Origin of the sequence: Streptomyces sp. NPDC026659 (assembly GCF_040638245.1) — a bacterium.
Classification (GTDB): domain Bacteria; phylum Actinomycetota; class Actinomycetes; order Streptomycetales; family Streptomycetaceae; genus Streptomyces.
Map to the genome: position 1 here is coordinate 342149 of NZ_JBEZXY010000007.1, position 22464 is coordinate 364612.

Below are 22464 nucleotides of genomic sequence, written 5' to 3' on the forward strand. Positions count from 1 at the left end.
CATGGGCGGGGGGCCTTCGTCATGTCCGGCTCTGTCCAAGGGTGTTGGGCCGCTAGCCCTTGTTCAGGTCGGAGGTGGAGGGGACCTGGTCCTTGACCGGTGCGCCCGCGCTCTGGCCCGCGTCCTTCACCTGACTGATGATCTGGTCGAAGGAACTCGCCGCGTTGGTGTCGCCGTTGCGCAGTTTGGCGGGCAGGTCCTTGAGGGCGTTGATGCCCGCGGTGAGCGGGGCGAGTGCCTTGGCGAGGAGGGGGTCGCCCTGGGCGTTCTTCTGGGCGGCCTTGAGCCGGTTGTAGGCGAAGGCCCCGGCGAGACCGGCCTTGACGAGGGCGACCTTGCGGCCGTCGGCGCCCTTCTTGAACGTGCCCGCCTTCCAGGGCTTCACGATCCACTGGTAGGTGGCCCCGGCGGCGAGACCGGCGTTCGCCACGAAGCGGGTCTTGGCGAACTTCTGCTTCTCTGCGGACGTGCTGGGGCTGGGCGAGGACGCGCTGCTGGACTGCTTGCCGGCGTCGTCCCCGCCGCAGCCGGCGGTACCGGCCATCAACACGCAGGACACCATGAGCGCCACGAACAGGCGCCGTATCGGAACGGGCACGCGGTCCTCCGGACGTATCTCCCCGAGCGGCTGCTTCCATGGGCAGCCTCACCCGACCCCGGGCTCTCCGCCAGCCGGGCGACGCCGTCCGGGGTCCGGGGCCGCGCCCGTGGGGCGGCCGGTTCGCGCCGGGCCCGGTTTCACGGGGCGCGCAGCGGCAATCCGGAGTTCATGTCGAGATATCGCAGAGGCGGGAACGAGGCGGGAACGGTGATCGCCGTGATCGCCGACGTCATGGCCGGAATCATCGGCCTGTGGATTCTGATGTACCTGCTGGACGCCAACCGGGCCAACGACCTGGTGGAGTTCGTCCACGACGCGGCCGCCTGGCTCGCCGGGTGGTCCCACGACCTGTTCACCTTCGACGAAGCCTGGGCGCGGGTGGTCTGCGGCTACGGCCTGGCCGCGGTGGTCTACCTCTTCGTGGGCCACGCGATAGCGGGGCGGCTGCACCGGCACTGACGCCCTGGCGGGCGGGCCTTGCCGGGCTGCCGTGCCAGGCTCCCTGACGGGCATCGCCCGCACGGCGGCCCACCCTCAGCGCCGTGCGCGCGCTGTCCCGGCGGGGTGGCTCGGCGGGGCAGCCCGACGGGGTGGCTCGGCGCGGCAGCCCGGCAAGGCGGTTCGGCGGGGCGGCGCGGCGACCGGCGCGGCGCCCCGGCACAGCGACCCAGCGGGGCAGCCCGGCACGGCGGCCCGGCGGCGCGGTAGCCCGGCAAGGCAGTTCGGCGGGACGACCCGGCGACCGGCGCGGCGCCCCGGCGGCGCGGCTCGGCGCGGCAACCCGGCGCGTCCCGTGAAGCGACGCCCCGGGCGGGCGCGGAGTCCGGCTTCCCGAAAGGTACCGGGCTCCCGCAGGGGGTTCAGCCGAAGGGGCGGTCACCAGCACGGAGTTCGGCACCGGTGACGAGGTCCACGGCCGGAGGCTACTCGCAGCAGTCCGGGGTGAGGCCTGCCGGGAGGCGTTCGCCGCCGAAGACGGCGCAGGTGGCGTCGTGGCCGCCGAGGGCGGCGACGGCGAGCAGCAGGGAACCGGCGGTCCAGGCGGTGAGTTCGCGGGGCCAGATCGCGTCGTCGTCGAAGACGTAGCCGGTCCAGTACAGGCCGCTGTCCGCGTCCCGCAGGTGCTGGACGGACTGGAGGATCTCCAGGGCCCGGTCGGACTCGCCCGTCGCCCAGAGCGCGAGGGCGAGTTCACAGGACTCGCCGCCGGTCACCCAGGGGTTGGGGACCACGCAGCGCACCCCGAGGCCGGGGACGACGAAGCGGTCCCAGCCGGACTCGACGCGCTCCTTGGCCTCGGCGCCGGTGAGGGCGCCGCCGAGGACCGGGTAGTACCAGTCCATCGAGTAGCGGTCCTTGTCGAGGAACCGCTCGGGGTGGCGGCGGATCGCGTGACGCAGCGCGCCGACCGCCAACTCCCAGTCCGGCTGCGGCTCTTCACGCTGCTCGGCGATGGCGAGCGCACAGCGCAGGGCGTGGTGGATCGACGAGCTGCCGGTGAGCAGCGCGTCGCCGGTCGCCGCGCCGTCCGCGTCCACGCGCCAGCCGATCTGGCCGCCGGGCTGCTGAAGCCGCAGCACCCATTCGACCGCCGCGTAGACGACGGGCCACATCCGGTCCAGGAAGGTGTCGTCGCCGGTGGAGAGGTAGTGGTGCCAGACGCCGACGGCTATGTAGGCGACGAAGTTCGACTCCAGCGAGGGGTCGGTGACGTCGTCGTGGGCGCCGTCTGCGTAGGCGGCGTACCAGGAGCCGTCCTCGTTCTGGTGCCGCGCGAGCCACTCGTAGGCGCGCTCGGCGGCCTCGTGCTCGCCCGCCGCGTCGAGCGCCATGGCGGCCTCGGTGTGGTCCCACGGGTCGAGGTGGTGGCCGCGGAACCAGGGGATCGCGCCGTCCTCGCGCTGGACGGCGAGGACGCCCCGGACGGTCGCGGTGGCCTGCTCGGCGGTGAGCACCCCGGGCAGGACGAGGTGGTCGGTCCGGGGCGTGGTCACTCGGCGGCCGCCTCGGCGCGCGGCAGGTGCGGCTTGGTCGCGTACGCCACGAAGCTCTTGCCGATGAGCGGGTTCAGCGCCTGCTCGGCGACCCGGGTGGCCAGCGGCTTCTTCATGATGTCCCAGACCAGGAGCTTGTGGTACGCCTTGACCGGCAGCGCCTTGTCGTTGTCCACGCCGAAGGCGCACTTGAGCCACCAGTACGGCGAGTGCAGCGCGTGCGCGTGGTGCGTGCCGTAGGGGCGCAGGCCCGCCTCGCGCATCTTGGCGAGGAGTTCGTCGGCCTTGTAGATGCGGATGTGGCCGCCCTCGACCTCGTGGTAGGCGTCCGAGAGGGCCCAGCAGACCTTCTCGGGGCCGTAGCGCGGGACGGTGACGGCGATGCGGCCGCCGGGCTTGAGCACGCGGACCATCTCGGCGAGCACGCCCTTGTCGTCGGGGATGTGCTCCATCACCTCGGAGATGATGACGACGTCGAAGGACTCGTCGGGGAAGGGCAGCGCGAGCGCGTCGCCCTCCATCGCCGTGGCGGTGGCACCGGCGGGCGCCTCTCCGGCCTCCTTCATCGCGGCGAACCACTTGGCGACCTCGCGGATCTCCTCGCCGTTCTGGTCGAGGGCCACGACCTGCGCGCCGCGCCGGTAGCACTCGAAGGCGTGCCGGCCGGCCCCGCAGCCGAGGTCCAGGACACGGTCGCCCGGGGCGAGCGGGAACCGGGAGAAGTCGACGGTCAGCACGTGGCCCTGCTTTCGGAGGATGCGGAGGGTATGCCCGCGACGGGGGCGGGGGCGGCGGCCGGGAGCGCGGGTCCGCCCGCGGTGCGCGGGGCGGTGCGGGCGGCCGTACGCGGACCGGTGCGGGCGCTGTCGATCGCCTCGCGGTAGCGGGCCACCGTGCCCTCGGCGGCGCGGGCCCAGGTGAAGCGCGCGAGCACCCGCTCGCGTCCGGCCGCGCCGAGCCGGGCGCGCAGGTCGGGGTCGCCGAGCAGCCGGGTGAGGGCGGCGGCCAGCGCGCCCGCGTCGCCGGTGGGTACGGCGAGGCAGGTCTCGCCGTCGCGGCCCGCGACCTCGGGGATCGCGCCGCCGGTGGTGGCGACGAGCGGGGTGCCGGTGGCCATGGCCTCGGCGGCGGGCAGCGAGAAGCCCTCGTACAACGAGGGGACACAGGCGACCTCGGCCGAGCGGATCAGGTCGACCAGCTCGGCGTCGGAGATGCCCTTGACGAACTCGACGGCGCCTTCGAGGCCGTAGCGCTCGACGGCCTGGGCGACCGGGCCCTCCTCGGGGCGCTTGCCGACGACGACCAGGTGGGCGTCGGGGTGCTCGGTGCGGACCTTGGCGAGGGCCTCGACGAGGAACACCAGGCCCTTGAGCGGGACATCGGCGCTGGAGGTGGTGACGATCCGCCCCGGCACCTCGGCCACGGCCGGGTCGGGGGCGAACAGGCCGGTGTCGGCGCCGATGTGGACGACGTGCACGCGGTCGTCGCGGACGCCGAGGTGGTCCACGATCTCCTGGCGGGAGCTGCCGGAGACGGTGAGCACGGAGGGCAGCCGGCGGGCGACGCGCTTCTGCATCCGCGTGAAGGCGTACCAGCGGCGCACGGACAGGCGGCGCTGACGGCTCTCGGCGGCGTCCAGCTCCAACTGCCGGTCCACGGTGATGGGGTGGTGGATCGTGGTGACGAGCGGCGCGCCGACATCACCCAACAGCCCGTATCCCAGGGTCTGGTTGTCGTGCACGACGTCGAACTCGCCGCGTCTGGCGCGCAGATGTCGGCGGGCGCGCAGCGAGAAGGTCAGCGGCTCGGGGAAGCCGCCGGTCCACATCGTGGCGACCTCCAGGGCGTCGACCCAGTCCCGGTACTCGTCCCGCTTCGGGGTGCGGAAGGGGTCGGGCTGGCGGTAGAGGTCGAGGCTGGGCAGCTCGGTCAGGCTCAGCCGGCCGTCGTAGTCCTCGTGTTCGTCGAGCACGGGGTACGGCTGCGAGCCGATGACCTCCACGCGGTGCCCGAGCCGGGCCAGCTCGCGGGAGAGATGGCGCACGTAGACGCCCTGTCCGCCGCAGAAGGGGTTGCCCTTGTAGGTGAGGAGCGCGATGTCCAGCGGTGTCCCGCCGTCGGCAGCCGGGTCCTGTCGGGAACCCGTCTGACTGGCCTCAGCGGTCACTCCGGGCCCCCTTCTCCCTGCGCGGTCCCGCGAGACTACGACGGGACGTCAATGTGGAACAAGTTTCAGCTGATCATCCAGGAGGCTCCGAATCTACCGGCTGGTAGGGCGGCTGTGGCCGGTCGACCAGGTGATTCGCGCCACGACCGGAGACCCGGCCGCGATGTCCGGGCCGGGAGGGCTCACCCGCAGGAGCCACTTTGCGGACACGGCCTGGTGCCCGTCCTCACCCGGCCGGTGTGGCCCCGGCCACTCCTCGGGGGGTGGGGGCGCCGGGTAAAGTGGCCGGGTCGTCATACACCCGTACGGGGGGAAGCCGGTGCGATTCCGGCGCTGAGCCCGCAACCGTGAGCCGTCCCGCAGGGGGCGGCGAGCCGGAGCGCCCCGGCGGGATGTGACCGGCTCACGTGTGTGGCGCCCCTGCCGCGCACGGCACCGTCGAGGTCTACGGAGCCGAGCCGCCCGGGGGTTCCCCGTGCGCTGCCCGGCTTCCCTGCAGGAGAGGCAGTCGCCGACCATGAACGTCCGCCGCAGTGCAGCGGCTCTCGCCGCGATAGGCGTGCTGGCCGCCGCCGCGCCCGCCATGGCCGCCGACGCGACCCCGTCGCCGTCCCCGACGGTGCCGGTCCCGGCCGGGCTGTTCGGCAAGGCCGACCCCACCTACGACGGCGTCTGGCGCCAGTCGCTGGCCCTGCTCGCCCAGCACACCGTCGGTGAGCGCCCCGCCGCCTCCGCCGTGCAGTGGCTCACCGGCCAGCAGTGCGCCGACGGCGGTTTCGCCGCCTTCCGCGCCGACACCGCCACGCCGTGCGGCGGCAAGGGCCCGCTGGCCGACACCAACAGCACCGCCGCCGCCGTCCAGGCGCTCGCCGCGCTCGGCGGCCACGACGACGTGGTCGGCAAGGCCACGAAGTGGCTGACGGGACAGCAGAACAAGGACGGCGGCTGGGGCTACTCCCCCGGCTCCCCGAGCGACGCCAACTCCACCTCCGTGGTCGTCGGCGCGCTGGCCGCCGCCGGTCTGGACCCGGCGAAGCAGCACGCCAAGGGCAAGGCCCCGGCCGAGGCGCTGGCCGCCCTGGCGATCCCGTGCGGGAAGGACGGCGGGGGCGCCTTCGCCTACCAGCCGGACAAGAAGGGCAAGCTCGCCGCCAACGCCGACGCCACCGCGGCCGCCGTGCTCGGCGCGCTCGGCAAGGGCTTCGTGGTGGAGCCCGCCAAGGCCCGCGACAAGGCCCCCGCCTGCACGGACTCCGGCAAGGCCACCCCCGGCCGGGCGGCCGACAACGCCGCCGCGTACCTGGCCGGTGCCGTCGCCAAGAGCGGCCACCTGATGTCGGCGATGCCCGGCGCCGAGGACCAGCCGGACTTCGGCAACACCGCCGACACAGTGGTCGCGCTCGCCGCCGACGGCTGGAGCGCGCAGGCGAAGGCTCCGTACGCCTGGCTGGAGAAGAACGCCGGTCCGTGGGCGCAGCAGAGCGGCCCCGCCGCCTACGCCCAGCTGATCCTGGCCGCACACGCGCTCGGCGAGAACCCGAAGGAATTCGGCGGCACCAACCTGGTCCAGGTGCTGGACAAGCAGGGCCCGGCGCCCGAGCAGGCGAAGAAGGCCGCCGCCGCCCACAAGGCCGAGGAGAAGAAGGAGTCGAACCACGAGGTGTGGTGGTTCGTCGGGTCCTGCCTCTTCGCGGGCATCGGCGCCGGCTTCCTGGCCAGCGGCCGGAAGAAGAACCGGACGTGACCGTCGTCCGCCGTGCCGCGACGCTCCTGGTCGCGGCCCTGCTCCTCGTGGCCGGGGCCGCCCAGGCCCACGCCACCGGCTACCGGTACTGGTCCTTCTGGGACCGCTCCGGCGGCCGGTGGACGTACGCGACCCAGGGGCCCTCGACGACCCGTCCCGAGGACGGCGACGTGCAGGGCTTCCGGTTCGCGGTCAGCGAGGACTCCGCGGACGCGACCCGTCCGCGCGGCACGGCGGACTTCGCCACCATCTGCGCCCGCACGCCCGCGAAGCAGGGCACCAAGCGGGTCGCGCTCGTCATCGACTTCGGCACCCCGGCCGACGCGCCCTCCGGCGAGAAGCCGCCGCCCGTCCGTACGGCCTGCGCCCGCGTCGACCCCGACGCGACCAGCGCCGAGGCCCTGGCCGCGACCGCCAAGCCGCTGCGCTACGACACCAACGCCCTGCTGTGTGCCATCTCCGGTTATCCGCACCAGGGTTGCGGGGAGCAGGTCGCGGCGGACGGCGGCAAGAAGCCTGCGAAGCAGGACAAGCCCGCGGAGAAGGACTCCGGCGGCCCCTCCCTCGGGCTGCCCGTCGGCGCGGGTGTGATCGCCGTCCTCGCCGGGGCGGCGGTGTGGCAGGCCCGGCGGCGCCGGAATGCCTGAGCGGTCCCCCCAACTCCACCCCGGCGCCTGGTGGTTGTGGGCCCTCGGGCTCGGCACCGCCGCCACCCGCACCACCAACCCGCTGCTGCTCGCCCTGCTCGTCGCCGCGTCCGGCTATGTGGTGGCCACCCACCGCTCCTCCGCGCCCTGGGCCCGCTCCTACGCGGCCTTCGCCAAGCTGGCCGTCGCCGTGCTGTGCGTACGCCTCGCCTTCACGGTCCTGCTCGGCTCTCCGGTGCCCGGTACGCATGTGCTGTTCACGCTGCCCGAACTCCCCTTGCCCGACTGGGCGCAGGGCATCCGGCTCGGCGGCCCGGTCACGGCCGAGGCGCTGCTCTTCTCCGGCTACAACGGCCTGAAGCTGGCCGCCCTGCTGATCTGCGTCGGCGCGGCCAACGCCCTGTCCAGCCCGGCGCGGCTGCTGAAGTCGCTGCCGGGCGCGCTGTACGAGGCGGGCGTCGCCGTGGTCGTCGCGCTCACCTTCGCACCCCATCTCATCGCGGACGTACGGCGGTTGCGCGCGGCCCGGCGGCTGCGCGGGCGCCCGGACCGGGGCGTGCGGGGACTGCTCCAGGTCGGACTGCCGGTGCTGGAGGGCGCGTTGGAGCGCTCGGTCGCGCTGGCCGCCGCGATGGACGCGCGCGGCTTCGGCCGCACGGCCGAGGTCCCCGCGCGGGTACGGCGTACGACCGCCGCGCTCACCCTCGGCGGACTGCTGGGCGTGTGCGCGGGGACGTACGGCCTGCTCACCGCCGAGGGCGGCACCTACGGGCTGCCCGTGCTGCTCGCCGGGACCGCCGCCGCGCTGGCCGGGCTGCGCCTCGGCGGCCGTCGTTCGCCGCGCACCCGGTACCGTCCGGCACCGTGGGGCGTGCGGGCGTGGCTGGTCGCGGGCTCGGGCGCCGCGGTCGCCGCACTGCTCACCCTCGCCGCCGCGCGCGAGCCGGACGCGCTGAACCCGGGTGTCGTACCGCTCGCCGCGCCCGCGCTGCCGCTGTGGCCCGCCGCGTCGGTGCTGCTCGCGCTGCTGCCCGCCTTCGTCGTCCCCCAGGAACCCAGGGAGCGCGCGTGATCCGCTTCGAGAAGGTCGCCGTCACCTACGAGGGCGCGGCCGAACCGACCGTACGGGACGTGGACTTCGAGGTGCCCGAGGGCGAACTCGTGCTGCTCGTCGGCCCGTCGGGGGTGGGCAAGTCGACCGTGCTGAACGCGGTGTGCGGTCTGGTGCCGCACTTCACCGGGGGCACGCTGAGCGGCCGGGTCACGGTCGCGGGCCGGGACACCCGCACCCACCGGCCGCGTGAACTGGCCGACGTGGTGGGCACGGTGGGGCAGGACCCGCTGGCGCACTTCGTGACGGACACGGTCGAGGACGAACTCGCCTACGGCATGGAGTCGTTGGGCCTCGCCCCCGAGGTCATGCGGCGCCGGGTGGAGGAGACCTTGGACCTCCTGGGGCTGGCCGACCTCCGTGACCGCCCCATCGCCACGCTCTCCGGCGGCCAGCGTCAACGGGTCGCCATCGGCTCGGTGCTGACCCCGCACCCCCGGGTCCTGGTCCTCGACGAGCCGACCTCGGCGCTCGATCCGGCCGCCGCCGAGGAGGTCCTGGCCGTCCTCCAGCGCCTGGTCCACGACCTCGGCACGACGGTCCTGCTCGCGGAACACCGTCTGGAGCGCGTGATCCAGTACGCCGACCGCGTCGTCCTCCTCCCCGCCCCGGGCGAGCCCCCGCTGACGGGCACCCCGGCCGAGATCATGGCCGTCTCCCCGGTGTACCCGCCGGTGGTGGAGCTGGGGCGCCTGGCGGACTGGTCACCGCTTCCTCTCACCGTGCGGGACGCCCGCCGCAGGGCTCCGGCGCTGCGGGAGCGGCTGGCGGGGCTGGAGCCGTCCGGCGGCGCCGACGGGACGGCAACCGCCGTAGCGGCCCCCGCGCTGCCTTCCCCGCGCCGCCGCCTCTTCCGGCGCGCCGACGACTCCCCCGCCGCCCCCCAGGTCGCCGAGGTCCACGACCTCGCCGTCCGGCGCGGGCGGATACGCGCCCTGTCCGGGGTGAACCTCACCGTCCGCCCCGGCGAGACCGTCGCGCTCATGGGCCGCAACGGCGCCGGGAAGTCGACGCTGCTCGGCTCCCTGGTCGGACTGGTGGAGCCCACGGCGGGCTCGGTCCGGGTCGGCGGGGCCGTACCGCACCGGATCTCGCCACGGGAGCTCGTACAGAGGGTGGGCCTGGTCCCGCAGGAGCCGCGCGATCTGCTGTACGCCGACACGGTGGCCGCCGAGTGCGCCGCCGCCGACCGGGACGCGGGGGCCGGGCCGGGGACCTGCCGGGCGCTGGTGTCCGGGCTGCTGCCGGACATCACGGACGAGACCCACCCGCGCGACCTCTCCGAGGGCCAGCGGCTCGCACTGGCACTGGCCGTCGTCCTGACCGCGCGCCCGCCACTGCTCCTCCTTGACGAGCCGACGCGCGGCCTCGACTACGCGGCGAAGGCCCGTCTGGTCACGGTGCTGCGCGGCCTGGCGGCCGAGGGGCACGCGATCGTGCTGGCCACGCACGACGTGGAACTGGCCGCCGAGATCGCGCACCGGGTGGTGCTGCTGGCCGACGGCGAGGTCATCGCGGACGGCCCCACGGCGGACATCGTGGTCTCCTCCCCCTCCTTCGCCCCCCAGGTCACCAAGATCCTGGCCCCCCAGCCCTGGCTGACGGTCACCGAGGTCAGGAGGGCCCTGGCATGACGTCCACCCCCGCCCCGCCGGCCACCGCGGCGGAGCGGCCCCCGGTCCCGGCGCCGCCCCGCCCCACCCACGCCGTCCGGCTGGGCCCCCGTTCCCTCGCCGCCCTCGTCCTCGTCAGCGCGGTCGGCGTCGTCGCCTTCGGGTGGCCCTTCCTCGCGCCGCCCGCCTCGCAGCTGAGCGCGCACGCCGAGGACGCGCCCTGGCTGTTCGCGGGGCTGCTGGTGCTGCTGGTCGCGGTGGTGGCGGCGACGATCTCCGAGTCGGGCCTCGGCCCGAAGGCGGTCGCGATGCTGGGCGTGCTGGCGGCGACGGGCGCGGCGCTGCGTCCCATCGGCGCGGGTACGGCGGGCATCGAGCCGATGTTCTTCCTGCTGGTGCTCAGCGGCCGCGTCCTCGGTCCCGGCTTCGGCTTCGTGCTCGGCTCGGTGACGATGTTCGCCTCCGCGCTGCTGACTGGCGGGGTCGGGCCGTGGATGCCGTTCCAGATGCTGGCGATGGGCTGGTTCGCCATGGGCGCGGGCCTGCTGCCGGGCCGCTCCCGGCTGCGCGGCCGGGCCGAGCTGCTGCTCCTGGGCGGCTACGGCTTCGTCGCCGCGTTCGCCTACGGCACGGTGATGAACCTGGCCGGCTGGCCGTTCATGGGCACCATGGCCTCGGACATCGCCTTCGACCCGCACGCCTCCGTGCCCGCCAACCTGGCCCGTTTCCTCGCCTACTGCCTGGCCACCTCCATGGGCTGGGACCTGGGCCGGGCCGTCTGCACGGTCGTCCTCACCCTGGCCCTCGGCCCGGCGGTGCTGCGCGCGCTGCGCCGGGCCACGAGGCGGGCCGCCTTCGAGACGGCGGTCACGTTCGACGCACCCGGAGCGTGAGGGGGCGCATCCGGTGGGTCGGCGCCGAGGTGGTTGCCCGGTGAAGCACCCCACATGACGCAGGTCACCTACGATGCGGCTTCGTAGACTTAAATGTCCGATACATCCGCATTTGCACCCCTCCCGACCTGCAGTTTGAGACGCCGGTCACACGGGGGGTCGATGCCGTCGATCCGGCCACAACTAGTAAAAGGGGTCATTGCGGACATCCCGGAATCCTGTTTCTCTGGATGACGTCGCCAGGCGCCACGAGCCCTCACGGGCCGCGGCGCCGACGTATGTGACCGGCGGGTGAAGCGCATGAAGCGCGGAGCACGGCCGGAACGTACGAGGCGTCGCCCTGTACCCAAGCAAAAGGATTTACATGTCTTTCTCGTTCATTCGTCGCATCGCCACTCCGAAGAAGGCCGTCACCGTCGCCGCCCTGGCCGCCGCCACCGCCGGCATCGCGCTCGGCACCGCGCCCGCCCAGGCCGCGCCGATGTCGTCCTCCTCGGCTCAGTCGATCGCGCACAAGATGATTCCGAACTCGGCGCAGTACGCCGCGTTCAACAAGATCGTGTCGCACGAGAGCGGCTGGAACCCCTCGGCCACCAACAGCTCCTCCGGTGCTTACGGTCTGGTCCAGGCCCTGCCCGCCTCCAAGATGTCTTCCGCCGGTTCCGACTGGAAGACCAACCCGGCCACCCAGATCAAGTGGGGCCTCAACTACATGAACTCGCGCTACGGCAGCCCCGTTCAGGCCTGGAACTTCTGGCAGTCCCACGGCTGGTACTGAGCCGTAACCACTGAATCCGCCACTGGACCCAGGGGTCCAGCGACGCCCGGCCGGACCGGCCGGGACGCATTACCCCGATATCCGCACCCTTGCCCGCGAGGCGAGGGTGCTTACGCATGTCTGGCCCCACCCCCGTGATCCACTGGTCCCGCCCCGCCCGCGCGGACGACCGGAGGTACGGATGGCGACGCCCACGACCGGTTCGACACCGCTGCCGCGACCGCGCGGGATGCGGCTCACGGTCGTGCTTCTGCTGCTGACCGTGGTGAGCGGGCTGATCGACGCGGTCGGCTATCTGGGCCTCGGCCGGGTCTTCACCGCCAACATGACCGGCAACGTGGTCGTCCTCGGCTTCGCCGCCGTCGGCGCGCCCGGCTTCTCCGTGCCCCACATCACCACGTCACTGGTCTGCTTCCTGATCGGCGCGGCGGCCGGAGGCAGGCTGACGAACCGCCTCGGCGAACAGGCCCGGCGCGCCCGGACCCGGCTGACGCTGGTGGTGGAGGCGCTGCTGGTCGGCGCCTCGGCGGCCCTCGCCTTCGCCTGGCCGGACACCCCCGGCACCCGCTACGCGCTGATCGCCCTCACCGCCCTCGCGATGGGCCTGCGCAACGCCACCGTCCGCAAACTGGGCATCCCCGACCTCACCACCACGGTCCTCACCATGACCCTGACCGGCCTCGCCTCCGACTCCCGCCTCGGCGACGCCACGGCCCCGCCCCGCCGCTCCCCCCGCCGCGCGGCCGCCGTGATCGCCATGTTCGCGGGCGCCTGCCTCGGCGCCTGGCTGGTCCTCCACTACGGCCTGGGCCCACCCCTCCTCGTGGCGGCGGTGGCCTCCGGCGGCCTGGCGGTGGCGGCGTCGGACCGGGACTGATGCCTCCGGCGGATCGGCGGCAGTGGCGTCGACCGCGCCTGACCAGCGCCCGCACCTCAGGAGCCGCCCCGACCGCTACGGCACCCGCTCACACGGCAGACCCGCCCTGGGCACATCGCATCGCCCCAGGGCCCCCGGCCGCCACCCCGCCCGCCCACGCGCCGGACTCACCCGGCCACAACGCCTCGCCCCGCCACCCGCCACCCGCCACCGGCAGCGGCAGCCACCCGTCAGCCCCCGCACCCCCCGCCCCGCACATACACCACCACCTGCCCGCCCCACACCCGCTCCCGCGCACACTCCCGGAACCCCTCCGCCAGCGTGCGCCGCTTGACCACCTCCCGCTCGAAGGGGTCCAGCGGCTGCCCCTCGGAGTCCGTCAGGGCTATCACCCTGTCCGCCGACAGCAAGCGGTCCCGGACCGTGCCGGGAGGCAGCTCCGTGCCCTGGAGGGTGCGGGAGGCGGCCGGGGTGCGGGCGAGGGCGATGTCGTCGAGGCGGGCGTAGAGCGCGGGGTAGGACATCAGCCACTCCCGGCGCCGCGCGGGCAGGAACAGCACCGCGTCGCCCGGCCGGGCGTGCCGGGCGACGGCGTGGGCGATCGCCGCCGTGTCGTCCTTCCGGCTCTGCGGCGTGCGGACCGCCAGGGAGGCGGGCAGCCAGGCGGCGGTCACGGCGACGGCCGTGAGGCAGGCGAGCGGCACCCGCACGCGCGGGGTCAGCCGCCCCGCGCCCGTCAGCACCCGGTCGAGACCCAGGCCGCCGAGCAGCGCGAGACCCGCGAGGGAGTAGAGGACGTACCGGTCCACGTACCAGGGCTTGAGCAGCGAGGCCGTCATCAGCAGCCCCGGCGGGGCTATCAGCAGCGGCAGCGCGAACGCGGAGACGGCCCGCCCCTGTGCGGCACGGCGCGTGAGACGGCACAGCAGCACCCCCAGCGCCGAGACCCCCGCGAACTGGAGCCACATCGCCGCGCCCGGCCGACCCAGCCAGCCCAGTTGCTGTTCCGCCTGCCCCGCGCTGAGCACCGCCAGCGGGAGCACACCGGCCAGCGCCGCGCCCGCCGCCGTACCCCAGCGCAGCCAGGTACCGCGCGGCACCCGCAGCCACACCAGGGTGAGCCCGTGGGCCACGAGGGCCAGGGCCGCGAACTCGTGCAGCCAGCAGGACAGACAGAGGACGACGCCGTACGCCGGCCACCTCCCGCGCCGGAAGAAATACGTGCCCCAGACGACCCCGGCGGTGACCAGGGCGTAGGAGCGGCCTTCCTGGGCGTACTGCTGGGTCGCCGGGAGCAGGGTGAAGAGGACGCCCGCGAGGACACCGGCCCGGCGTCCCGCCAGCCGGGCGCCCAGCGCGCCCACCCCGGCGGCGGCGAGCGCGGTGGCCAGGACCGAGGGGAGGCGCAGCGCGACCAGGCCGCCGTCCCAGAGGGCGAAGACGCCGTGCATGAGGAGGTAGTAGAGCCCGTGCACGGCGTCTATCCGGCCGAGCAGTGCGACGAGGTCGTCGAGCGGACGGTGGGCGACCTGCCAGGTCACCGACTCGTCCCGCCACAGGCTGCCCTGCCGGGTGAGCCCCCACAGCCCGAGGAGCAGTGCGGTGAGCGCGGGCAGGACCAGGGGGGCGGTGGTGAGCGGGCGGCACGCGCCGCGCTCCGGGGTGGGAGCGGGCGGGCGGTCCGCCGCCCGCTCCCGTATCGGTAACTGGCTGGTCACCCGGTCCCCCGGTCAGCTCGTCGTGAGGGACCGTTCCTGGTCCGGGGCCTTCCGTTGCCCCGGCGGCCGCCCCACACCCCCGGCGGGCGTCGAGGCCAGCACCCCGCGCGGCCCGATCAGCAGATAGCCGAGCGCGAACCCGCCGCCCACCACGATCGCGCCGCCCACCGCGTCCAGCACCCAGTGGTTGGCGGTGGCGACGATCGCGGTGACCGTGAAGAGGGGGTGGAGGAGACCCAGCGCCTTCATCCACCAGCGCGGGGCCAGGATCGCGATGACCACCCCGCACCACAGGGACCAGCCGAAGTGCAGCGAGGGCATCGCCGCGTACTGGTTGGTGATCGCGGTCATCGCGCCGTAGTCCGGGTGGGCGAGATCCTGCACGCCGTGCACGGTGTCGACGAAGCCGAGCCCCGGCATCAGGCGCGGCGGGGCCAGCGGGAAGAGCCAGAAGCCGATGAGGGCGAGCAGGGTGGCGAAGCCGAGGGAGGTGCGGGCCCAGCGGTAGTCGACCGGGCGGCGCCAGTAGAGGACGGCGAGGACGGTCAGCGGGAGGACGAAGTGGAAGGACTCGTAGTAGAAGTCGAGGAAGTTCCGCAGCCAGCCGACCCGCACGACCGCGTGGTTGACGGCGTGCTCGATGTCGAGGTGCAGGAACCGCTCGGTGTCGAGGATGATCCGCCCGTGGTGCTCGGCGGTCGCCCGCGCGAGTTCGTTGCTGCCGCCGGTCGCCGCGAGCCGTACCTGCTGGTAGGCGGCGTAGGTGACGCGGATGAGCAGCAGCTCCAGGAGCAGGTTGGGGCGGGTGAGCGAGCGGCGCAGGAAGGGCAGCAGCGGTACGTGCCGCCAGCGGGCCGGGAGCTGCCGGGCGTAGTCGGTGGGCACGGGAGCCGCGTAATAAGGGGAGCAGCACGGCAGGAAGGGCACGGCCACGGCGGCGGCGAGGGCCGCGAGCAGGACGAGGTTGTCGCGCAGCGGGAAGAGCACCGGCGTGTTCGGCAGCATCATCTTCGCCGGGAGGATGGTGACGAGGACCACCGCGACCGGCCAGACAGTACGGTCGGCGGCCCGCGTGCCGACCCGCCCGACGACCGCGAGCAGCAGCCACAGCAACTGGTGCTGCCAGCTGGTCGGGGACACGGCGACCGCCGCGCAACCGGTGACGGCGACGGCGAGCAGGAGCTGTCCGTCGCGGGCGTAGCGGACGGCGCGGCGCAGCGCGAGGACGGCGACGGCGGCGCCGAGCAGCAGGAAGAGCGCGATCTCCAGCGGGCCGGTGAGGCCGAGGCGGAGCAGGGCGCCGTGCAGGGACTGGTTGGCGAGCCCGTCGGCCTCGCCGCCGAGCCCGGCCCCGGCCACATGGTGGACCCAGTAGGTGTACGAGTCGTGCGGCATCGCGGCCCAGGCGAGCGCGGTGCCTCCGGCGAAGGTGATCCCGGTGCTCACCGCGGCCCGGCGGCGCCCGGTGAACCACAGCAGCGGCACGAAGAGCAGCACGGTCGGCTGGAGCGCGGCGGCGAGACCGACGAGCAGCCCGCTCGCGCGTTCGTCGCGCACGGCGAGGCAGCCGAGCAGGACCAGCAGGACCGGGATGACGCTGGTCTGGCCGAGCCAGAGCGTGTTGCGCACCGGCAGCGAGAGCATCAGCAGACTGATGGCGACCGGGGCGGCGAGCAGCGCCGTACGGCGGCTCACCGGCTGGGGCAGCGCGCGGGCCGCGACCAGGCCGAGCGCGACGACAAGGAGCAGGGTGCCGAAGGTCCAGCCCCAGCCGAGGGCGTCCTCCGCCGCACGGGTGAGGGGCTTGAGGACGAGGCCCGCGAAGGGGGTGCCGGTGAAGCGGGTCGAGTCGTAGAGCGACCCGTTGACGTGGAGGACGCCCTGCGGTCCGACCCAGGTCTCCAGGTCGGTGAGGCGTTTGCCGCTCGGGCTGGTGAGGACGGCCGTCATCTGCCGTACCGCGAGGATCGCCGCCACCGCCCACAGCGCGAGCCGGGCCGCGCGCAGCCGCGCTCCGGGCCCGTCCGCCGGGCCGAGGGCGTCCGCCGGTCGTCCGCTGTGCTCCACATTCACCACGCCCCGTCGGCCTCCCGCCCCGTCACCCCGGGCGCCAGTGCCCGAGAGTTCCCCCGCGAACACTATGCGCTCACGGCCCCCTCGGGGCAGGACGCGGGCAACCCCCGCTCCACCTGCCGTCCCGACCCCGTTTTATCCGGATGACGATAGTCCGGGAAGGGTGCGGTTGCGCCCTGATCGAGCGATAAGGATCACAGTTCGGGCCGGGATCACCTGCGGCTTTGCGGGCAGACGTCCCTGCGTACACAAGGTTTACGTGCTCTATGCAATGACTTGTGCACAGGACGTAAGGGGCCGAAGTCCTCCTATCGTCGCTTTTCTGCCCGGTGCACAGCGTCGCCGCCGTTCGTCCGGGCCTGTCCTGTTCCCGTCGAAAGGTAGGCGAGCCCCGTTTTGGCGACCGCCACTGCTGTCAGTCCCCGCCCGCAGACCCGCCGGACCTCCAAGGCCCGGAACGTCACGGTCACCGACCCCGCGCTCGTCAAGCGCGCCGTGAAGGCGGCCGCGCTCGGCAACGCGATGGAATGGTTCGACTTCGGTGTCTACAGCTACATCGCGGTCACCCTGGGCAAGGTCTTCTTCCCCTCGGGCAACCCGACCGCGCAACTGCTTTCCACCTTCGGCGCCTTCGCCGCGGCCTTCCTGGTCCGGCCGCTCGGCGGCATGGTCTTCGGACCGCTGGGCGACCGCGTCGGCCGCCAGAAGGTCCTCGCCGTCACGATGATCATGATGGCGGCGGGCACCTTCGCCATCGGCCTGATCCCGTCGTACGCCACGATCGGCGTCGGCGCGCCGCTGCTCCTGCTGGCGGCCCGCCTGGTGCAGGGCTTCTCCACCGGCGGTGAGTACGCGGGTGCCTCCACCTTCATCGCCGAGTACGCCCCCGACAAGAAGCGCGGCTTCTTCGGCAGCTGGCTCGAGTTCGGCACGCTGGCCGGCTACATCGGCGGCGCGGGCCTGGTCACGCTGATGACGGCCCTGCTCTCCTCGGCCGACCTGCTCTCCTGGGGCTGGCGCATCCCGTTCCTGATCGCCGGTCCGATGGGCATCATCGGCCTCTACCTGCGGATGCGCCTGGAGGAGACCCCGGCCTTCGCCGCCCAGGTCGAGAAGGCCGAGGCCGCCCGCCCGAAGGTCCCGCTGCGCGACATGGTCACGGGCCAGTGGAAGTCGCTGCTGCTGTGCATGGGCCTGGTGCTGGTCTTCAACGTCACCGACTACATGCTGCTGTCGTACATGCCGAGCTTCCTCACCAGTGAGCTGAAGTACGACGAGACGCACGGTCTGCTGGTCGTGCTCGGTGTCATGGCGCTGATGATGATCGTCCAGCCGTTCGCCGGTGCCCTGACCGACCGGGTCGGCCGCCGTCCGGTCATCGCCGCGGGCTGCGCGGGCTTCCTGTTCCTGTCGATCCCGGCGGTCCTGCTGATCCGCCAGGGCAGCCTGCTCGCCGTCGCCCTCGGCATGGGCGCGCTCGGCCTGCTGCTGGTCTGCTTCACCGCGGCCATGCCCGCCGCTCTCCCGGCGCTCTTCCCGACCAAGGTGCGCTACGGCTCGCTGTCCATCGGCTTCAACGTCTCCGTGTCGCTGTTCGGCGGTACGACCCCGCTGGTGGTCACGGCGCTGATCGGCGCGACCGGCAACCTGATGATGCCCGCGTACTACATGATGGCGGCCGCCGTCATCGGCGGTTTCGCGGTGTGGCGGATGAGCGAGTCCGCGGGCCGTCCGCTGCCGGGGTCGCCGCCGTCGGTGGAGCGGGTCTGATCCATCGGCTGGTCACCGGCGGCCCGGCGTGAGCCGTGGGCGCCCGGGGTGGGTGCGGGAAACCGATCACAAGGTTCCCCGCGCCCACTTCGCCGTTTTCGCACCGTTCCCGGGGAGACTTGGCCTGAAGGGCTTGAGCGGACACTCGGGAAGGACGGCAGGCGCATGGGCGACTCGCAGGTGTGGGACGACGTGGAACGCTACTTCACCAGTCGGCTGGCGGCGGACGACGACGTACTGCGCGCGGCCCTGCGCGACAGCGACGCGGCCGGACTGCCACCCATCGCCGTCACCCCCACCCAGGGCAAGCTCCTCCAGCTCCTCGCCCAGATCCAGGGCGCCCGTACGGTCCTGGAGATCGGCACCCTGGGCGGGTACAGCACGATCTGGCTGGCCCGCGCCCTGCCCTCCGACGGCCGGCTGATCACCCTGGAGTACAACCCCAAACACGCCGAGATCGCCACCCGCAACATCGCCCGCGCCGAGCTGGACGGCATCGTCGAGGTCCGCACCGGCCCGGCCCTGGACTCCCTCCCCCACCTGGCCGACGAGAACCCGCCCCCCTTCGACCTGGTCTTCATCGACGCCGACAAGGCCAACACCCCCCACTACGTGGAGTGGGCCCTCCGCCTCTCCCGGGCCGGCAGCCTCATCGTCATCGACAACGTGGTCCGCCAGGGCCAGGTGTCCGACCCCACCACCACCGACCCCGACATCCTCGGCACCCGGGCCACCATCGACCTCATCGCCACCCACCCCCGCCTGACGGGCACGGCCCTGCAGACGGTGGGGCCGAAGGGGTACGACGGGTTCGCGCTGGCGCGGGTGCTGGGGTAGGCGGCCCGGGGCTCGGCCCCGGGGGCCGAGCGGTCGGGGGGCGTGCGGTCGTGCGGTCGTACGGCCTTACGGTCATGCCGTCATGGCGTCGTGCCGTCGTGGATCACGCCTCGTGATAGAAGCCCACGTTCACGCTCCGCGGCGCCGTCCGGTCCTGGACGACCAGTTCGCCGCCCGTGCCGTGCGGGAGGCGGACGGTGCCGCCGTAGGGGAGGGTCTGGGCGTAGTCGCCGATGGTGAGGCGGACCTCGGAGGAGGGGTCGGGCTGGGAGCCGCGGAGCCAGGTGACCTGCCAGACGCCGTCGGGGCCGCAGAGGAACTCGAGGTGGACGCGGGAGACGAACAGCCAGTCCTCCGGTGTGACCAGCCGGCACACCGCCGCGTCCCGGCCCACCCGCAGCACGGCACCCGGCTCGCTGGGTGCCTCCGCCATGACCATGCCGGCCGTGGCGCCCGCTTCCTCCCTGGAGACGGAAGCCATGGTGAGTTCGAGCACGCGCGTTTCCCCCTACGTCCGGTGCGTACGCCGGTCGCCGCACACCGCCGCCGCATGATAGAACGCCCGGCCCTGCCGCGTCCGGCACAATGGCCTCATGACCGAGCGAAAGCCACCGGCCGTGCCGTTCGAGTCCTGGGTGGACCACCAGATCGCCGCCGCTCAGCGACGCGGCGAGTTCGACCGCCTCCCGGGCGCGGGTGAACCCCTTCCCGCCGGTCTCGACTCCTCGTACGACGACCTGTGGTGGATCAAACGGAAGATGGCCCGCGAGGGACTGACCGCCCTGCCCCCGGCCCTCGCCCTGCGCAAGGAGGCCGAGGACGCGCTGGAGGCGGCGTACGCGGCCCCCTCCGAGGCCACCGCCCGCCGGATCGTCACCGACGTCAACGTCAAGATCCGCGCCATGATGTTCCGTCCCCCGCCCGGCCCGCCGCTCGGCAAGAAGCCGTACGACGTGGAAGAGGTCGTACGGGAGTGGCACCGACGCCGCGAGCAGGACACCGGCCGCTGACCCCCGGCGCCCGATAACCGCTTGCGCGCCCCCGCCGCCCTCCGCTGGCATACCCGCCATGACGACGTGGACCATCACCCCGGAGCCGTACGACTCCCCCGCCGCCACCGCCCTCTGGCGGGCGTACTACACCGAGGTCAGCGACCGCTGGTATCTGCTGCACCGAGGCCACCGCACCGACCCCGCCGAACTGGAACGTGGGATCGCCTCCCGCTCCGGCGCCGAACTCACCCCACCGAACGGCCAGTTGCTGATCGCCCGGTACGACGGTGAACCCGCGGGCTCGGCAGGCGTACGGCTCCTCGACCCCCGAACCGCCGAACTCACCCGGGTGTTCGTGCACGCACACCTGCGCGGCCGGGGCGCGGCCCAACTCCTCGTCACCGCAGCCGAGTCGGCGGCCCGCGACCTGGGCGCCCATCACCTGATCCTGGACACCAGAGGCGACTTGACCGAGGCCCGCGCCCTGTACGCCCGCCTCGGCTACACCGAGACCGCCCCGCACAACACCGACGTCTACGCCGAACACTGGTTCAGGAAAGACCTGTTGACCACCTGTTGACCACCGAAGAGATCAACTCGTCCTCCTGACCGACCCGTTGTGCGGCCGCTCGCTCGTCGCCCCGCACATCTCGGACGTCAACTCCTTGACCAGCTTCGTGAGATCGGTGGACCGTCCCGGCTTCCACCAGTCCCCGAGCAGCTCGGACAGCGAATCCTCACGCGCGGCGGCGAGCCGTTCCGCCGCCACCCGCCCGGCCTCGGTGAGCGTGAGATCCAGCCCCTGCCGGTCGACCAGCCGCCGCTCCTCCACCTGCCGCTCGGCGGCGAGCACCGTCTGCAACGGCACCGGACTGCGCTCGGCGAGCACGTACGGCTCCACCGACCCGTACCGCCGGATGCGCAGCAGCAGCCAGCTCGCCGCGGGCAGCAGGTCGTACCCGGCCCGCGCGGTGATGTCCTCGTACACCTCCCGGCGCCCCTCCCGCGTGCCGAGCAGGGACAGCGCGCGGCACACCTCGTCGTAGGACGAGCGCTGGACAGGGTTGGGCGGGATCGTCTCGGAGGCGTCCGGCGCGGTGACCGAGCCGCGCAGCCGGTCCTCCTTGAGGAACCAGGCGAGCACGAAGCCGACCGCCGCCACGGGGGCGGCGTAGAGGAACACGTCGGTGATCGCGGAGGAGAACGCGTGCAGCGCGGGCGGCCGCAGCGCGGCGGGCAGCGCGCCGATGCCGCGCGGGTCCGCCTCCAGGCCGCCGAGCGAGACCCCGGGCGGCAGCCGTACGCCCTGGAAGGCGTCGGCCAGCTTGTCGCCGAGGCGGCTGGAGAAGACGGTGCCGAAGATGGCGACGCCGAAGGAGGCGCCGATGGAGCGGAAGAAGGTCGCGCCGGAGGTGGCGACGCCGAGGTCCTCGTAGGAGACCGCGTTCTGCACGATGAGGATGAGCACCTGGAGCACGAGACCGAGCCCGAGACCGAAGACGAAGAAGTAGAGGCTCATCTCGGCGGTCGAGCTGTGCTCGTCCAGCCGGTGCAGCAGGAGCAGCCCGATCGCGGTGACGGCCGTACCGGCCACGGGGAACATCTTCCAGCGGCCGGTCCGGCTGACGATCTGCCCGGACATGGTCGAGGTCAGCAGCAGCCCGATCACCATCGGCAGCATGTGCACGCCCGACATGGTGGGCGAGATGCCGTGCACGACCTGGAGGAACGTCGGCAGATAGGTCATCGCGCCGAACATCGCGAACCCCATGATGAAGCTGATCACGGCCGACAGGCTGAAGGTCCGGATGCGGAACAGCTTCAGCGGCAGCACGGGCTCGGCGGCCCGCCGCTCCACCCCGACGAACACGACGGCGAGGACCACGCCGAGCACCGCGAGCCCGATGATCTGCCCCGAGGCCCACGGCCAGGTCGTACCGCCGAGCGAGGCCACCAGCACCAGACAGGTGGCGACGGCGGCGATGAGGAACGTACCGAGGTAGTCGATCCGGTGCCGCGACGTACGGCGCGGGATGTGCAGCGCGGCGGCGATCACGGCGAGGGCGACGATCCCGAGCGGCAGATTGACGTAGAACACCCACCGCCAGCTCAGCTGCTCGGTGAACAGCCCCCCGAGCAGCGGCCCCAGCACACTGGTCGCCCCGAAGACGGCCCCGAAGAGCCCCTGGTACTTCCCCCGCTCCCGCGGCGGCACGATGTCCCCCACGATCGCCATGGACAACACCATCAGCCCACCGCCCCCGAGCCCCTGCAACGCCCGGAACCCGATCAGCTCCCCCATGTTCTGCGCCATCCCGCACAGCGCGGACCCGACCAGAAAGATGACGATGGCCAGCTGATACAGCCGCTTCCGCCCGTACTGGTCCCCCAGCTTCCCCCACAACGGCGTCGCCGCCGTGGCCGCCAGCAGATAGGCGGTCACCACCCAGGACAGATGCTCGAGCCCGCCCAGCTCACTGACGATCGTCGGCAACGCCGTCGCCACGATCGTCTGATCCAACGCCGCCAGCAACAACCCGAGCAGCAGCGCCCCGATGGACACGAGCACGTTCGCCCCCACATGCCCACCACCCCGCACGTCCCGCACCGCACCGTGCGTATCCAGGGCCATATGACCTCCCGGACTCC

Annotated in this window: 20 protein-coding genes and 1 riboswitch; of the genes, 12 read left to right on the top strand and 8 right to left on the bottom strand. The window is 73.3% G+C overall.

The features are described from left to right. Nucleotides 1–52 precede the first annotated feature (52 nt). Nucleotides 53–598 carry a hypothetical protein gene (locus tag AB0E91_RS19995; RefSeq protein ID WP_361783284.1) on the bottom strand — a complete coding sequence of 182 codons (546 nt, stop codon included), beginning with the start codon at nucleotides 596–598 and terminating at the stop codon, nucleotides 53–55. Nucleotides 599–769: 171 nt separating this feature from the next. On the opposite strand from AB0E91_RS19995, the gene AB0E91_RS20000 reads away from it, so the two are divergent. Further along, nucleotides 770–1060, top strand: a complete 291-nt coding sequence (locus AB0E91_RS20000) for a hypothetical protein (RefSeq protein ID WP_026248484.1) — start codon at nucleotides 770–772, stop codon at nucleotides 1058–1060. A 464-nt stretch (nucleotides 1061–1524) separates the two neighbouring features. Here the strand turns inward: AB0E91_RS20000 and AB0E91_RS20005 are convergent, their stop codons facing one another. The 3 genes from AB0E91_RS20005 to AB0E91_RS20015 are packed head-to-tail and all read right to left on the bottom strand — an operon-like array spanning nucleotide 1525 to nucleotide 4762. Further along, on the bottom strand, nucleotides 1525–2595 hold the full coding sequence (locus AB0E91_RS20005; protein WP_361783287.1) for a prenyltransferase/squalene oxidase repeat-containing protein: 1071 nt from the start codon (nucleotides 2593–2595) through the stop codon (nucleotides 1525–1527). Continuing rightward, on the bottom strand, nucleotides 2592–3332 hold the full coding sequence (locus AB0E91_RS20010) for a class I SAM-dependent methyltransferase (protein ID WP_161179124.1): 741 nt from the start codon (nucleotides 3330–3332) through the stop codon (nucleotides 2592–2594). Before AB0E91_RS20010 ends, AB0E91_RS20005 begins: the two co-directional genes overlap by 4 nt. Continuing rightward, nucleotides 3326–4762, bottom strand: a complete 1437-nt coding sequence (locus AB0E91_RS20015) for a glycosyltransferase family 4 protein (RefSeq protein ID WP_361783291.1) — start codon at nucleotides 4760–4762, stop codon at nucleotides 3326–3328. The genes AB0E91_RS20010 and AB0E91_RS20015 overlap by 7 nt, the downstream gene beginning before the upstream one ends. A 309-nt stretch (nucleotides 4763–5071) precedes the next feature. Continuing rightward, nucleotides 5072–5147, top strand: a riboswitch (cobalamin riboswitch). 132 nt (nucleotides 5148–5279) lie between these two features. On the opposite strand from AB0E91_RS20015, the gene AB0E91_RS20020 reads away from it, so the two are divergent. The 7 genes from AB0E91_RS20020 to AB0E91_RS20050 all read left to right on the top strand — a co-directional run bounded on the left by AB0E91_RS20020 (nucleotide 5280) and on the right by AB0E91_RS20050 (nucleotide 12425). Continuing rightward, nucleotides 5280–6506, top strand: a complete 1227-nt coding sequence (locus AB0E91_RS20020; RefSeq protein ID WP_361783294.1) for a prenyltransferase/squalene oxidase repeat-containing protein — start codon at nucleotides 5280–5282, stop codon at nucleotides 6504–6506. Further along, nucleotides 6503–7153 (top strand): SCO2322 family protein, encoded by a 651-nt coding sequence (locus AB0E91_RS20025; protein WP_361783297.1) that lies wholly within the window; start codon nucleotides 6503–6505, stop codon nucleotides 7151–7153. The genes AB0E91_RS20020 and AB0E91_RS20025 overlap by 4 nt, the downstream gene beginning before the upstream one ends. Next, nucleotides 7146–8225, top strand: coding sequence for an energy-coupling factor transporter transmembrane component T (locus AB0E91_RS20030; protein WP_361783300.1), 1080 nt, complete (start codon nucleotides 7146–7148; stop codon nucleotides 8223–8225). The genes AB0E91_RS20025 and AB0E91_RS20030 overlap by 8 nt, the downstream gene beginning before the upstream one ends. Further along, complete coding sequence (locus AB0E91_RS20035) at nucleotides 8222–9898, top strand: ATP-binding cassette domain-containing protein (RefSeq protein ID WP_361783303.1); 1677 nt, start codon at nucleotides 8222–8224, stop codon at nucleotides 9896–9898. Before AB0E91_RS20030 ends, AB0E91_RS20035 begins: the two co-directional genes overlap by 4 nt. Further along, the gene (locus AB0E91_RS20040) at nucleotides 9895–10770 is read left to right on the top strand and encodes an ECF transporter S component (RefSeq protein WP_361783306.1); all 876 of its coding nucleotides are present in this window, start codon (nucleotides 9895–9897) and stop codon (nucleotides 10768–10770) included. Before AB0E91_RS20035 ends, AB0E91_RS20040 begins: the two co-directional genes overlap by 4 nt. A gap of 364 nt (nucleotides 10771–11134) precedes the next feature. Next, nucleotides 11135–11548, top strand: coding sequence for a transglycosylase SLT domain-containing protein (locus AB0E91_RS20045; protein ID WP_361783309.1), 414 nt, complete (start codon nucleotides 11135–11137; stop codon nucleotides 11546–11548). 181 nt (nucleotides 11549–11729) lie between these two features. Further along, entirely contained in the window at nucleotides 11730–12425 is a 696-nt protein-coding gene (locus AB0E91_RS20050) for a YoaK family protein (RefSeq protein ID WP_361783312.1), read from the top strand. Between the two features lie 230 nt (nucleotides 12426–12655). Here AB0E91_RS20050 and AB0E91_RS20055 read toward each other — a convergent pair whose 3' ends face one another. Together AB0E91_RS20055 and AB0E91_RS20060 are read right to left on the bottom strand one after the other, a co-directional pair. Beyond that, a complete protein-coding gene (locus AB0E91_RS20055) occupies nucleotides 12656–14143 on the bottom strand; it encodes a hypothetical protein (protein WP_361783315.1) in 1488 nt (495 codons plus the stop codon). 12 nt (nucleotides 14144–14155) lie between these two features. Continuing rightward, entirely contained in the window at nucleotides 14156–16219 is a 2064-nt protein-coding gene (locus AB0E91_RS20060; protein WP_361783318.1) for a bifunctional glycosyltransferase 87/phosphatase PAP2 family protein, read from the bottom strand. Nucleotides 16220–16612: 393 nt separating this feature from the next. On the opposite strand from AB0E91_RS20060, the gene proP reads away from it, so the two are divergent. Together proP and AB0E91_RS20070 are read left to right on the top strand one after the other, a co-directional pair. After that, nucleotides 16613–17986, top strand: coding sequence for a glycine betaine/L-proline transporter ProP (gene proP, locus AB0E91_RS20065; protein WP_361783321.1), 1374 nt, complete (start codon nucleotides 16613–16615; stop codon nucleotides 17984–17986). A 165-nt stretch (nucleotides 17987–18151) separates the two neighbouring features. Beyond that, nucleotides 18152–18823, top strand: a complete 672-nt coding sequence (locus AB0E91_RS20070) for an O-methyltransferase (protein ID WP_361783324.1) — start codon at nucleotides 18152–18154, stop codon at nucleotides 18821–18823. Nucleotides 18824–18926: 103 nt separating this feature from the next. Here AB0E91_RS20070 and AB0E91_RS20075 read toward each other — a convergent pair whose 3' ends face one another. Continuing rightward, the gene (locus tag AB0E91_RS20075; protein WP_161178470.1) at nucleotides 18927–19319 is read right to left on the bottom strand and encodes an FHA domain-containing protein; all 393 of its coding nucleotides are present in this window, start codon (nucleotides 19317–19319) and stop codon (nucleotides 18927–18929) included. Between the two features lie 97 nt (nucleotides 19320–19416). Between AB0E91_RS20075 and AB0E91_RS20080 the strand changes: the two genes are divergently transcribed. Together AB0E91_RS20080 and AB0E91_RS20085 are read left to right on the top strand one after the other, a co-directional pair. Further along, nucleotides 19417–19833 carry a DUF1992 domain-containing protein gene (locus AB0E91_RS20080; RefSeq protein ID WP_361783327.1) on the top strand — a complete coding sequence of 139 codons (417 nt, stop codon included), beginning with the start codon at nucleotides 19417–19419 and terminating at the stop codon, nucleotides 19831–19833. A gap of 58 nt (nucleotides 19834–19891) precedes the next feature. Next, on the top strand, nucleotides 19892–20395 hold the full coding sequence (locus tag AB0E91_RS20085; protein ID WP_361783330.1) for a GNAT family N-acetyltransferase: 504 nt from the start codon (nucleotides 19892–19894) through the stop codon (nucleotides 20393–20395). 12 nt (nucleotides 20396–20407) lie between these two features. Here the strand turns inward: AB0E91_RS20085 and AB0E91_RS20090 are convergent, their stop codons facing one another. Then, entirely contained in the window at nucleotides 20408–22447 is a 2040-nt protein-coding gene (locus AB0E91_RS20090; RefSeq protein WP_361783333.1) for an MDR family MFS transporter, read from the bottom strand. Nucleotides 22448–22464: the final 17 nt, after the last annotated feature.